Below are 12657 nucleotides of genomic sequence, written 5' to 3' on the forward strand. Positions count from 1 at the left end.
TGATCAGGAGATGTAGGGCTGGGCCGACAGGGCGATCTGGGTCCAGCCGGCGCTGTCCACCGGGTCGTTCGGGAACGCTGTGATGTCGGTGCCCGACTTGTTCGCCGGGTCGGTGTCCTTGAACCGCAGGAGCGCGCCCGTGCTCGTCTTGACGAAGTAGTCGCCGTTGCCGGGCGAGACCAGCGATGCGTAGTTCCAGCCGGAGCCGGCCAGCGTGTGGGGGGTGGACCACTGGCCCTCACGGCTGATCGGGTAGCTGAGCAGCCGGCCGTCGGTGGTGGTGCCCAGCACGTGTCCCAGCAGGGGCGCGGCCATGGTGTTCTGGGTGAATCCGTCACCGACCACGACGTTGTCGGCGATGTCGGTCCGGACGGCCGGCTTGGTCTTGGTGATCCGGTAGCGCCGCATGGTGGCGCCGGCGATGCCGTACAGGGTGTCGTTGCCGTCGAAGGTCAGCAGGCGGTGGGACCAGCCGCTGTCGAGGTTCACCGGCGTGCCGAACAGGAGCGCCGGCTTGGTGGCGACGATGTCCACCCGGTACAGGATGCCGGAGGTGTCGTTGACCAGCAGGGTGTTGTAGTTCAGCACCGCCAGGGTGCGCGGGGTGAACGGCAACGTCTGCGCGGAGACGACGGTCGGCCCGTTACGGTCGCCGGTCACCGAGTCGATCGCGGTGTAGGTCAGCCGCCGGTCGCCGGTGAGACCGAAGATCGACGTGTCCACCGGGCTCTGCGGGTTCGCGGTGAAGGGCACGGCGGCGAGGATCGCGGTGTTCCAGCCGGCGGTGTCGACCGGGTCGTTCGGGTAGGACACCAGGCCGGCGCCGTTCAGGTCGTTCGGCGTCGGGTCGGAGAACCGCAGCAGGCCACCGGTGGCTGTCCGCCCGTAGTAGAGCCCGCGGCCGGGCGAGACCACGGTGTTGATCCCGGCCCACACGGAACTCGTGGTCAGCGTCTCCGACGACCACGCGTCCAGCCGCGGGATGCGGTAGGCCCGCAGGGCGCCCGCGTTCGTCGAGCCGATCACGAAGTCGGGGCCCGTGGCGGTCAGGTTCTGGACCGCCCCCAGCCCCTTTTCGATGACCACGCTGTTGTTGATGATCTGGGCTGCGCCCGGCTTGGCCGACGTGATGGTGTACCGGCGCATCAATTCACCGGCGAGGCCGAACAGGGTGCCGTCGCCGTCGAAGCTGAGCAACCGGTGCGACCAGCCGCTCGCGGCCACCTGCACCGGCGCGGCGAAGGTCAGCGCCGGGTTGTTGCCGGTGATGTCGACCCGGTAGAGCGCGCTCTGGTCGGACGTGACCAGGAGCGTGTTCTGGTTGAGCGCGGCGATCGCCCGCGGTGTGAAGCCCAGCGCGGCGGTGGAGGTGACCGTGGTCAGCCGGTCACCGCTCGCCGCGTCGATGACCGAGAAGGTCAGCCGGCCGTCCGGCAACGCGCCGTAGATCTGCACGTCCGCGACGGTGGTCTGCCGGATCCAGTCGGCCAGCCCGTCGACCCGGGTCTCCACCGCGGTCGCGTCGGTGCCCGTCTCGCCGAGGCAGCCACCGGACGCGGAGGAGAGGTGCAGGCCCACGAGCTCCGGGCCGGTGGACGTCTGACGCAGCGCCGGCCCGCCGGCGTCGCCCTTGCAGAGCACGCCGTCCGCGGCCGGACTGACCCCCACGGTGCCGGCCGTGATGTCGCCGACGATGAAGTCGGCCGCGTGCAAACGGTTGGGCACCCACTGGGTACGGGTCCGGCCGTAGCCCGCGGCCTGCAGTGTCTCGCCGGCGACAGGCGCGGTCGTGGCCGCGCGGACCGGCGTCACACCGGTCGCCGGGGTGGCCAGCCGGGCCAGCACGACGTCACGGTCGGGGTGCGGCACCAGCCAGACGACCGGCGCCACGTGGCCGCCCGAGCCGGCCAGGTCGGTGCGGCCCACGGTGACCGTGGTGTCGCGGGCGGGCGCGCCGAGCTGGACCGGCGCCGGGCCGAAGCAGCTCCGGGCGGTGATCACCCACTGTGGAGCGACCAGGGCGCCGCTGCACGCCTGGGCGTCCGGCTGGGCGCCGACCGCCACCTTCGCCGCGAAAGGGTAGGTGCCGTCCGGCACCCCTTCGCCGCCGACAGCCTGAGCCGAGCCGGCGGCCAGCGCGGACACGACGACGACCGTCGTGCCCAGCGCCAACGCACGCACAATTCTCATCCGACGATCCCCCGTGATCGATGTGACTACCGCCGGAGTATAGGCAGCGGCGGATGTCTGTAGGGGGTCGCCGGCCCCCGCTCAGCGACCGGCGCCGACCGGTTCGGGGACGGCCGGTGGTTCGTCCGGTACGGCGTCGCGCAGCCGTTCGCCCTCCACGTCGACGTTCGGCAGCATCCGGTCCAGCCACCGGGGGAGGGCCCACGCGCGCCGGCCGAGCAGCGCCATCACCGCCGGCACGATCGTCATCCGGACCAGGAACGCGTCGAGCAGGATGGCCGCGGCCAGGGCGAACCCGATCGACTTGATCAGCGGGTCCGGGGTCAGGACGAACCCGGCGAACACGCTGATCATGATGATCGCGGCGGCGGTGACCACCCGGGCGCTGTGCGCGTAGCCGACGATCACCGCCCGGATCGGCGGCGCGCCGTGCACGAACTCCTCGCGCATCCGGCTGACCAGGAACACCTCGTAGTCCATGGCCAGGCCGAACACGATGCCGATGAGGATGACCGGCAGCAGGCTGACGATCGGGCCCGTCTGGTCGACGCCGAACACGTCAGCCAGCCAGCCCCACTGGAAGACCGCCACCACCGCGCCGAACGTGGCCACCACCGACAGCAGGAACCCGAGGATCGCCTTGAGCGGCACCAGGACCGACCGGAACAGCACGGTGAGCAGCAGGAAGGCCAGGAGGACGATGACCCCCAGGTACGGCAGCAGCGCGTCGCCCATCTTGGCGGCGATGTCGATGGTGACCGCTGTCGTGCCCGTGACCGACAGATCCGCGCCGGTGCTCGTCCGCAGGCCCGCGTCGGCGTCCCGGATCGCGTGCACGAGATCGGTGGTCTCGGTGCTGTCCGGCGCGCCGGCCGGGACGACCTGCAGCATCGCGGTGTCGCCGGCCGGGTTGAACGTCGGCGGGCTGACCGACACCACGCCGGGCAGGGCCGTGATCGTGTCGGCCGCCGCGGTGGCCGCCGCCTTCGGGTCCGAGCTGCCGGCGGCGTCCACGACGACCAGCAGCGGCCCGTTGTAGCCGGCGCCGAACCCGGCCGTCACCAGGTCGTAGGCCTGGCGCTGGGTGGTGTCCGGCGCGGCCATGTTGTCGCCCGGCAGGCCGAGCCTGAGATCCAGGGCCGGTACGGCGATGAGCCCGAGCGCGGCGACCGCGGTGAGCATGGTCAGCACCGGCCGCCGGGTGATCGCCCGGACCCACCGCAGGCTCAGGGCCGGCCGGTCACCGTCGGCCTCCGGGTCCCGGGTGTGCCCGCCGCGACCGGTGATCCGCCGGCCCGCGAAGCCGACCAGCGCGGGCAGCAGGGTGAGCGCGATGAGCACGGCCACCGCGACCGCGCCCGCCGCCGCCAGGCCCATCTCGGTCAGCACCGGGATGTTGACCACCGCCAGCGCGGTCAGCGCCACCAGCACGGTGAGCCCGGCGAACGTGACCGCGGACCCGGCCGTCCCGACCGCGCGCCCGGCCGCCTCCGCGCCGGTCCGGCCCAGGGCCAGTTCGTGCCGATACCGGGAGACGATGAACAGCGCGTAGTCGATGCTGACCGCGATGCCGAGCATCAGGGCCAGGGTCGACGTGCTGCTGCTGAGGTCGAAGAAGCCGGACGCCAGCTGGATGCCGGCCATCGTGGCCGCCACCGCCAGGAACGCGGTGAGCAGCGGCAGCCCGGCGGCGACGAGCGAGCCGAAGGTGATGGTCAGCACGACCGCGGCCACGCCGAAGCCGATCACCTCGCTGAGACCCTGCTCGGGCTCGCTCTGCAGCGCGTCGCCGCCCGCCTCCACGGTGAGCCCGGCGTCCCGGCCGGTCTCCGCGGCGGCCAGCAGCGCTTCCCGGTCGACGTCGGTCACCTCGGCGGCCGGCACCCGGAAGGCGACCCGGGCGTACGCGATCGTGCTCTCCGGGTTGACCGTGCCCTGCAGCGGATCGCTCACCTCGGCCACCTGCGGCCCGCTGCGCAGAGCGGCGACGGTACGGCCGACCACGGCCCGGTTCTGCGGGTCGGTGAGCTTCTCGCCGGGCGGGGCGGCGAACACGACCCGGGCCTCGGCGCCGCCCGCGCCCGACTCGCCGAAGCGCGCGCCCAGCAGGTCCTGGGCCTGTTGCGCCTCGGTACCGGGAATGGTGAAATCGTCGGAGGTCGGCCCGGACAGGGTGGCGGCGCCCACGCCGAGCATCCCCAGGACGGCGAGCCAGATCGCGAGGACCAGCTTGCGCCGGTGGAAGCTGAGCCGGCCCAGCCGGTACAGAAAGGTTGCCATCAGGTCTCCCGAGCAGCCGGTGTGAAGGACTGCTCCACCGTCGCGAAACCCGGGCCGGAAGTCGTCGTCCAGGCAGAGGCGGCCGCGTACGACAATCGCGGTATCCGGCGCCGCGGCCGCTACCACAACCAGAGGACGCCATCGGCCCGCGCCGCGCGTAGGGTCGGCGGTGATGGACACGACGGAGGGGCACCTGATCGGGCGCTGGCGGGTGGTCGCCGAGCGTCCCCTGCTCCTGGACTTCCTGCTTGCCCTGGTGCTGGCGGCCGCGGTGTTCAAGGCGGCGCTGCCCGAGTCGACCCACCGGCCGACCGGCTGGGACGTGCTGATCGCGCTGGTGGCGTTCGTGGCCGTTCTGGGCCGCCGCCGCCGGCCGATGGTCGCGCTCGCGATCGCCACCGCGGCCACCGCCGCCGCCGTGGTGCAGGAGGTCCGTAACCCCGGCCTGATCGTGGCGCTGGGCGTCATCACCTACTCGATCGCCGCGCACACCGACCGGCGCCACGGCTGGACCTGCGCCCTGGCCGCGTCGTCGGTCGTCTATCTGACCGTGGTGGTCCTCAACCGCGACGCCTGGCTGCGGGCCGACGTGCTCGGGGTGTTCGCGTGGGTCTTCCTGGCCGCGGCCGTGGGGGACGCGGCCCGGTCGCACCGGGCCTACGTCCGGGAAGTGGAGGAACGGGCCCGCCGCGCCGAGCAGAGCCGCGAGGAGGAGGCCCGCCGCCGGGTCACCGAGGAGCGGCTGCGCATCGCCCGGGAGCTGCACGACGTGGTGGCCCATCATATCGCGGTGATCAACGTGCAGGCCGGCGCGGCCACGCACATCCTCGACCGCCGGCCCGACCAGGTGGCGCCCGCGCTGGCCCACATCCGGGAGGCGTCGAGGAGCGTGCTGGCCGAGATCCAGTCCGTGGTCGGCGTGCTGCGCAGCGCGGACGAGCCGGCCGACACCGAGCCGGCGCCCGGCCTGGGCCGGCTGCCCGAGCTGCTGGCCGGGCTGGCCGCGGCCGGCTTCGCCGTGGAGTTCCGGGAGGTCGGCGAGGCCGGTGAGCTGCCGGTGGTGGCCGAGCTGGCGGCCTACCGGATCGCGCAGGAGGCGCTGACGAACGCGTACAAGCACGGCGACGGCGCGGCCCGGCTCACCGTGCGGCACACCCCCGAGGCGGTCGACATCGAAGTGGTCAACCTGGCGCCCGCGGCCGCGCCCACACCCGGTTCGGGGTACGGGCTGCTCGGCATGCGCGAGCGCGCCACCGCCGCGGGCGGCACGCTCAGCGCCGGCCCGGTCGGAGGCGATTTCCGGGTACGGGCGGTGCTGCCCACCGGCGCGCCGGCGCCGGCGCTCGTTCCCCGGACGCCCGAGCCGGCCCGCGCGCTGCACGACATCATGACCGGGCATCTGGCCCTGGTCGGCGAGCAGGCCCGCGCGGCGCTGAGTCCCGGGCTGGTGACGCCGTCGCTGACCAACCTGCGGGAGACCTCGGAGAGCGTGCGCACCGAGATCCAGTCCGTGGTGCGGCTGCTCCGGTGCGCCGACGAACCGACCGGCACCGACGCGCCCGGCGCCGGCCCGGCACCCGACCTGGGCCGGCCGGCGTGACCATCCGGGTGCTGCTCGCCGACGACCAGGCGCTGATCCGGGCCGGGTTCCGCCTGATCATCGACTCGGAGCCGGGCTTCGAGGTGGTCGCCGAGGCCGCCGACGGCCGTGAGGCGCTGAGCCTGGCCCGCACGACCCGGGCCGATGTGATCCTGATGGACATCCGGATGCCACACATGGACGGCCTGGAGGCGACCCGGCGGATCGGCGCGGACGACGACCTCGCCGGCGTCCGCGTGCTCGTGCTGACGACGTTCGAGAACGACGACAACGTGGTCCTGGCGCTGCAGGCCGGCGCGAGCGGGTTCCTCGGCAAGAGCGTGCCGCCGGAGGATCTGCTGCACGCCATCCGGGTGGTCGCCGGGGGCGAGGCCCTGCTGTCCCCGCGGGCCACCCGGGCGCTGGTCGGCCGGTTCCTCGACCACCTGCGGCCGGAGACCCCGCCGGCGCCCGCGCTGGACGACCTCACCGAGCGGGAACGGGAAGTTCTCATCCTGGTCGCCCACGGCTTGAGCAACACCGAGATCGCGGTCCGGCTGCACATGTCGCCGCTGACCGCGAAGACCCACGTCAACCGGGCGATGACCAAGCTGGGCGTCCGCGACCGGGCCCAGCTCGTGGTCATCGCGTACCGATGCGGTGTGGTCCGGCCGGGCGACGCCCTGCCGGAGAACTGACCCGGCCCGCCCACCGGGCCGGGGCACGGTCAGCCGCCGCACCGGCCGCCGAAGACGTCGGCGCGGCCGTCGCCGGTGAAGTCGTCGGCCACGTGGAGGCTCGACAGCGGACACCCGGAGGCGGCCAGAGGCTGCCAGGCCGCCTGCCCGCCGGAGGAGTACCGCCACTGGCCGTTGGCCGACGAGAAGACGTCGGTCCGGCCGTCGCCGTCGAAGTCGCCGAAGCGCAGGGCGGTCAGCGGCTCCGAGGCGTACGCCAGGTTCACGTAGGTGGTCGCGCCGCCGGAGGAGTACCGCCACTGGCCGTTGGACGTGGTGAAGACGTCGGTCCGGCCGTCGCCGTCGAAGTCGCCGAAGCGGAGCGAGCTCAGCGGTGCCGTCGACGTGGCCAGCGGCTTCCAGTTGCCGGCGGCGCCGGGAGAGAAGAACCAGCGGGTGCCGTCGGTCCGGAAGGCATCGGTCCGGCCGTCACCGTCGAAGTCGCCGAAGCCCAGGGCTGTCAGAGGTGTCGTGGACCGGGCCAGCGGCCGCCAGCCGGCGGTGGACGCGGAGGCGAAGAACCACTGGGCGCCGTCGGTCTTGAAGACGTCGGTGGTGCCGTCGCCGTCGAAATCGCCGAACCGTAGCTGCGCCAACTGCTCGTCGGCCCGGGCGCCGCGCACGAGAGGCCCGGCGCCACCGGGGGAGTAGAACCAGCGGTGCCCGCCGGCCCGGAAGACGTCGGTCCTGCCGTCGCCGTCGAAATCGCCGAAGCCGACCTCGGAGGCGTCGAACGTGTACGGCGCGAGCGCCGTCCACGACGAGGCGCCGCCGGCCGACAACTGCCACCGGACGCGACGGTCGTCCCGGGCACAGGCCGCCGGGGTGGTGCTGTAGGTGTTCGACGCGATGACCAGATTGCCCAGCGGCGCGTCCGCGTAGGTCCGCTTCTGCTCCACCGAGAGCGCCTGGGTGGCGCGGGCGAAGCAGTTCCCGGTCACCGTGGCCACCGTGGCGGGCCGGCCGCGGATCACCACAGCCTTCTGCGCCGGTTCACCGAAGCTGTTGTCGTCGATGTGGAGGACATCCCCTGCGTACGGCTGATTGTTGCCCAGTGCCTCGTTCTCGCCGTGCATGTCGAAGCTGTGCCCGGTCGGGTTGCTCGCCACGACGTTGAACCTCGCGTCGTACCGCTGGGTCCGCAGACCGGACCCGGCGATCGTGTGGCGGTTGTGCTCGAACAGGTTGTCCTCGATCACCGAGCTGGTGTCACCCTCGAGCACGACGCCGTAGCCCAGACCGGTCCGCCGGTTGTGGTGGATGTGGTTGCCCCGCACCCGGCCCTCGGCGGTGTCGGCCAGCGACACGGCGGCGTGGGACCAGCCGGAGAGCTCGTTGTTGTCGATCAGCGGATCGGAGGCGTCGATCGCCTTGATCCCGTCGGTGTTGGTGTATTGATAGGCGCCCTCGCGGATCTCCCGGTCGGGACCTCTCAGCCGCAGCCCGGTGACCCGGGTGCCGCTGCCGGTGGTGGTGAACTGCGCCCACGTCTCCTTCACGGTGCCCAGCTCGGTGTTGTAGAGCAGGGCTCCCGGCGAGCCGTCGTGGCCGCGGTCGCCGGCCAGGGTGACCCCGGCCGGGATCGGGATGCGCCGCAAGCCGGTCAGGTCGATCTCCGCCGAGCCGTCGACGAACACGGTGTCACCGGCCTGCGCGGCGGCGAGGGCGGTCAGGAGCTCGTCCCTCGTGCCGACGGTCGTGGTGGCGGCTTGAGCCGGCGCCGCCCATCCGGCGGCGGTGACGATCAGCGTCGTCACGGCAGTCACCACCCGCCGCCGGGTCCGGTGCGGCCGCTCGGCCACGGCTGCGATGCTCGGGTTCATCGTGCTCGCTCCTCAATGGAGTTGACTGCGATCGCTGAACCTAACACCGACAGCAAAGCGCCCCGGTCCCTCCGCGTGAGGGACCGGGGCGCCGGCTGGGATCAGATGGTGCGGCTGCGCTGCTTGATGCCGAGCGGGCCGTACGGGTAGTCGTTCGGCCGCGGGTCGCTCGCCTCGTCGAGGGCGCCGGTCTCCTCGTCGGTCAGGTGCAGCCCGGCCGCCCCGAGGTTGGCCTCCAGCTGCTCAAGGGTGCGGGCGCCCAGGATGGTCGACGTCACGCCGGGCCGGTCGGTCACCCAGGCCAGCGCCACCTCGGCCATCGACACCCCGCGGGCCTCGGCGATGCGCTGCACGGCCTCGACCACATCCCACGTACGCGCGCTGTTGCGCCGGTCGTACGCCTCCATGCCGCGCTCCGGGTTGTCGCCGAGCCGGGTCGCGCCGGTGGGCCGCTGGTCGCGCCGGTACTTCCCGGTCAGCCAGCCGCCGCCGAGCGGGCTCCACGGGAGCAGGCCGAGCCCGGCGTCGACCGAGGCCGGGACGATCTCGTACTCGATCTCGCGTACCAGAAGGTTGTATTGCGGCTGCAGGCTGACCGGCCCGGTCAGGCCGAGCGAGCGGGCCAGCGCCACCGCCTTGGTGAGCTGCCAGCCGGTGAAGTTGGAGAACCCGTAGTAGCGGATCTTGCCGGCCCGGACGAACCCGTCGAAGGTGCGCAGGGTCTCCTCGAGCGGGGTGAACGCGTCCCAGGCGTGGGCCTGGTAGAGGTCCACCGCGTCGACGCCGAGCCGGCTCAGCGAGGCGTCCAGCGCGCGGGTGAGGTGCCGTGCGGACAGGCCCGCGCCGTTCGGATCGTCCGCCATCGGGAACCGGCCCTTGGTCGCGAGCACGACCGCCTCGGTGACGTCGGCCGGCCGCGACGCCAGCCAGCGGCCGATGATCCGCTCCGACTCACCGGCCGAGTACACGTCCGCAGTGTCGATGAACGTGCCACCCACCTCGACGAACCGGTCGAGCTGAGCGTGCGACACCTTCTCGTCGGATTCGTCGCCGAAGGTCATCGTGCCCAGACAGAGCGAGGAGACGGCGCATCCGCTGCGCCCGAGTGTGCGGTATTCCATGGCTTCAACCTAACGATCTGCGTGAACCCGGCCCGGCGGACCACCGATTCCCGTTGCCGCGCCGGTTTGTCGACACCGAACCAATACCGTCCCGGGACCAACTCAAACGCCGGCCGCGCGTCCGGCCGCCGTGAGCGTCGAGGTGAGCTCAGCCGCCGGGCGATCATCTCCGCGCGCCGTGATAGGTTCGGCCGCCGTCGAGAAGAGTCAGGTCGTGTCCCGATGATCGTCGATCGTGTGGTCTACCGGGACGGGCGGCGTACGGCCGGGCAAGCCGACCCGGCCGGCCCTGGTGAGACCGGCCAGGCCGGCGTGGCCTGGACCTGGGTCGCGCTCGACCGGCCGACCGAGCAGGAGTTCACCACGGTGGCCGACCAGTTCGGCCTTCATCGGGCCGCGGTCGAGCACACTCTTCATCTGCACCAGCGGCCCCGGCTGGAAAGCTATGGCGCCACCCTGTTCTGCGTGCTCCGTACGGCCCGCTACGTCGACGAGTCCGAGACGGTCGAGTTCGGCGAGGTGCACGTCTTCCTGAGCTCCGGCTTCGTCGTGACTGTCCGCCACGGCGTCACGCCCGACATGACGGCGGTGCGCCAAGCCCTCGAATCCAGGCCGGAACGCTTGCGGCGGGGCCCGGTGGCGGTCCTGCGTGCCGTCCTGGATCAGGTCATGGACGACTACGTGCCGGTCGTCGAAGGAGTCGAAACCGACATCGATGAGATCGAGGACGAGGTCTTCAACGGCAGCGCCGGTGCTCCCCGGCGGGTGTACCGGCTCTCCCGGGCGGTCATCGCCCTCCATCGCGCGACCAAGCCGCTGCCGCTCATGATCGCGCGTCTCATGGACGAGTCGTTGTTCGATCAGGAGGAGCGGCGCCATCTGAGGGACGTGCACGACCGATCCGCCCACCTCGTCGAGCAGGCGGACGCCTTCCGGCAATTGCTGCAGAACATCCTCAGTGTCAATCTCACGCTGGAGACGAAGAGCCTGGCCGAGATGTCCAACGCTCTCACCGAGATGTCGAACGATCAGAACGAGGTCGTCAAGAAGATCTCCGCGTGGGCGGCGATCCTGTTCGCTCCGACGTCCATCGGCACCATCTACGGCATGAACTTCCGCATCATGCCGGAGCTGGACTGGGACCTGGGCTACCCGTTCGCCATCGCCCTTATGCTGCTGGTCGGTATCGGGCTGTACGTCCTGTTCCGAAAACAGAACTGGATCTGAGCCCGAGGCGTCCGGGGGCACGTCCAGGCGGGTCGGCCTGTTTCGGCGTGGGGCGGCCAGCCGGACCAGCCCGGGTGTTCGAGCTTCCCTCCTGTTCACACGGATCCATGAAAACAAACTGGTTGGTTGCAAGGGCGGCCGGATCGGGTTACGGTGGTGCTTACGTAAACCAACTAGTTTGTTTCAGAGGAGACGCCATGAATGCCCCCCGCACTGCCGACCCGGTGACGCGGCCCCGGCCGCCCTTCGTGCAAGGCGCGCCCAAGGAGCTGTTCATCGACGGGGTCTGGCGTCCGGCCGCCTCGGGCCGGACGCTCGAGACGCTCGACCCCATGACCGAGCAGGTGATCACCTCGATCGCCGCCGCCGACGCGGACGACGTCGACCTCGCCGTGCGAGCGGCCCGCCGCGCCTTCCGAAGTGACGAGTGGTCCGCTCTCTCGCCGTACCGCCGGGGGTCTCTGCTTCTGGAGATCGCCGACGTCATCGAGGCTCACGCCGACGAGCTGGCCACGCTCGACACGCTGGAGATGGGTGGCCCGCTCGCGCTGACCCGGTGGATGGTCGACCACTCGGTCGAGGTGTTCCGCCACTACGCGGGCTGGCCCACCAAGATCTACGGCCAGACGGCGCCGTCGTCCCCGGGGCAGTTGAACTATGTCCTCAAGCAGCCGCTGGGCGTGGTCGCCGCCATCACGCCCTGGAACGGGCCCTTCCTGCAGATGACCTGGAAGGTGGCCCCCGCCCTGGCCACCGGGAACACCGTCGTGGTCAAGCCGGCTCAGCAGACGTCCTTGAGCACCCTGCGTTTCGCCGAACTGCTAGCCGAGACCGGCCTGCCGCGCGGCGTCGTGAACGTCGTCACGGGAACCGGCGGGATCACCGGCGAAGCCCTCATCCAGCACCTCGACGTCAACAAGGTGACGTTCACCGGGTCGACGGCCGTCGGCAAGCACCTGCTGGAGGCGTCGGCCGGCAACCTCAAGCGGGTCACGCTCGAGCTGGGCGGCAAGTCACCGACGATCGTGTTCGCCGACGCGGACCTGCCCGCCGCGGCCCGGGCCGCCGCCGCCGACTTCCTGGCCGGATCGGGCCAGAGCTGCGTCGCCGGCACCCGCATCTTCGTCGAGGAGTCGGTACGCAAGGAGTTCTCGGCCCTGCTGGCCGACGAAATGGCCACCTACGTGCCCGGCGACCCGTTTCACCCGGACACCGTCATGGGGCCGATGGCATCACGCGACCACTACAACAAGGTCCTCTCCTATTTCACGATCGCCCGTGAGGCCGGCGCTGTCATCACCACCGGAGGGACCAACGACGGGGACGACGGGCTGTTCGTCGCTCCGACCCTGATCGAGAACGTCACCAACGACATGCGGGTCGCGCAGGAGGAGATCTTCGGTCCGGTGGCGGTGCTCCTGCCGTTCTCGGACGTCGACGAGGTCGTACGGATGAGCAACGACAGCGTCTACGGTCTCGCGGCCTACGTCTGGACCCGGGACCTCTCGCGGGCCCACACCGTCGCGGCCCGCCTCGAATCCGGCAGCGTCTTCATCAACACGACCGGGCAGATGAGCGCCGGCATCCTGCCGTTCGGCGGCGTCAAGCAGTCCGGGATCGGTCGCGACCACGGCACCGACGTCATCGACGCCTTCACCGAGACCAAGACCGTGGTCGTCAACCTCTGACGCGACTGTGCG

Annotated in this window: 8 protein-coding genes; 4 read left to right on the plus strand and 4 right to left on the minus strand. The window is 71.6% G+C overall.

What is annotated here, in order from left to right; translation table 11 throughout:
* Positions 1-3: 3 nt before the first annotated feature.
* Together HJC40_RS04520 and HJC40_RS04525 are read right to left on the minus strand one after the other, a co-directional pair.
* Positions 4-2190 carry a S1 family peptidase gene (locus HJC40_RS04520; protein ID WP_249998391.1) on the minus strand — a complete coding sequence of 729 codons (2187 nt, stop codon included), beginning with the start codon at positions 2188-2190 and terminating at the stop codon, positions 4-6.
* A gap of 81 nt (positions 2191-2271) precedes the next feature.
* Complete coding sequence (locus HJC40_RS04525) at positions 2272-4470, minus strand: MMPL family transporter (protein ID WP_249998393.1); 2199 nt, start codon at positions 4468-4470, stop codon at positions 2272-2274.
* 172 nt (positions 4471-4642) lie between these two features.
* On the opposite strand from HJC40_RS04525, the gene HJC40_RS04530 reads away from it, so the two are divergent.
* Both HJC40_RS04530 and HJC40_RS04535 read left to right on the plus strand, forming a co-directional pair.
* A complete protein-coding gene (locus HJC40_RS04530) occupies positions 4643-6070 on the plus strand; it encodes a sensor histidine kinase (protein WP_249998394.1) in 1428 nt (475 codons plus the stop codon).
* Positions 6067-6747: a response regulator transcription factor gene (locus HJC40_RS04535; protein ID WP_249998395.1), complete on the plus strand. Its 681-nt coding sequence runs from the start codon at positions 6067-6069 to the stop codon at positions 6745-6747. The genes HJC40_RS04530 and HJC40_RS04535 overlap by 4 nt, the downstream gene beginning before the upstream one ends.
* A gap of 29 nt (positions 6748-6776) precedes the next feature.
* Here HJC40_RS04535 and HJC40_RS04540 read toward each other — a convergent pair whose 3' ends face one another.
* The gene (locus tag HJC40_RS04540) at positions 6777-8609 is read right to left on the minus strand and encodes an FG-GAP-like repeat-containing protein (protein WP_249998396.1); all 1833 of its coding nucleotides are present in this window, start codon (positions 8607-8609) and stop codon (positions 6777-6779) included.
* 101 nt (positions 8610-8710) lie between these two features.
* Entirely contained in the window at positions 8711-9730 is a 1020-nt protein-coding gene (locus tag HJC40_RS04545) for an aldo/keto reductase (protein ID WP_249998398.1), read from the minus strand.
* Between the two features lie 222 nt (positions 9731-9952).
* Here HJC40_RS04545 and HJC40_RS04550 point away from each other — a divergent pair, with 222 nt between their 5' ends.
* Both HJC40_RS04550 and HJC40_RS04555 read left to right on the plus strand, forming a co-directional pair.
* The gene (locus HJC40_RS04550; protein ID WP_249998399.1) at positions 9953-10957 is read left to right on the plus strand and encodes a magnesium and cobalt transport protein CorA; all 1005 of its coding nucleotides are present in this window, start codon (positions 9953-9955) and stop codon (positions 10955-10957) included.
* Positions 10958-11154: 197 nt separating this feature from the next.
* On the plus strand, positions 11155-12645 hold the full coding sequence (locus HJC40_RS04555; RefSeq protein WP_249998402.1) for an aldehyde dehydrogenase: 1491 nt from the start codon (positions 11155-11157) through the stop codon (positions 12643-12645).
* The last annotated feature ends 12 nt before the right edge of the window (positions 12646-12657 follow it).

This window comes from Actinoplanes sp. M2I2 (assembly GCF_023544445.1).
Taxonomy (GTDB): Bacteria; Actinomycetota; Actinomycetes; order Mycobacteriales; family Micromonosporaceae; genus Actinoplanes.

Bases quoted from the DNA above. Each gene is read 5' to 3' on its own strand.
- HJC40_RS04520 (WP_249998391.1), bottom strand. From the start codon at position 2,190: ATGAGAATTGTGCGTGCGTTGGCGCTGGGCACGACGGTCGTCGTCGTG.
- HJC40_RS04525 (WP_249998393.1), bottom strand. From the start codon at position 4,470: ATGGCAACCTTTCTGTACCGGCTGGGCCGGCTCAGCTTCCACCGGCGC.
- HJC40_RS04530 (WP_249998394.1), top strand. From the start codon at position 4,643: ATGGACACGACGGAGGGGCACCTGATCGGGCGCTGGCGGGTGGTCGCC.
- HJC40_RS04540 (WP_249998396.1), bottom strand. From the start codon at position 8,609: ATGAACCCGAGCATCGCAGCCGTGGCCGAGCGGCCGCACCGGACCCGG.
- HJC40_RS04545 (WP_249998398.1), bottom strand. From the start codon at position 9,730: ATGGAATACCGCACACTCGGGCGCAGCGGATGCGCCGTCTCCTCGCTC.
- HJC40_RS04550 (WP_249998399.1), top strand. From the start codon at position 9,953: ATGATCGTCGATCGTGTGGTCTACCGGGACGGGCGGCGTACGGCCGGG.
- HJC40_RS04555 (WP_249998402.1), top strand. From the start codon at position 11,155: ATGAATGCCCCCCGCACTGCCGACCCGGTGACGCGGCCCCGGCCGCCC.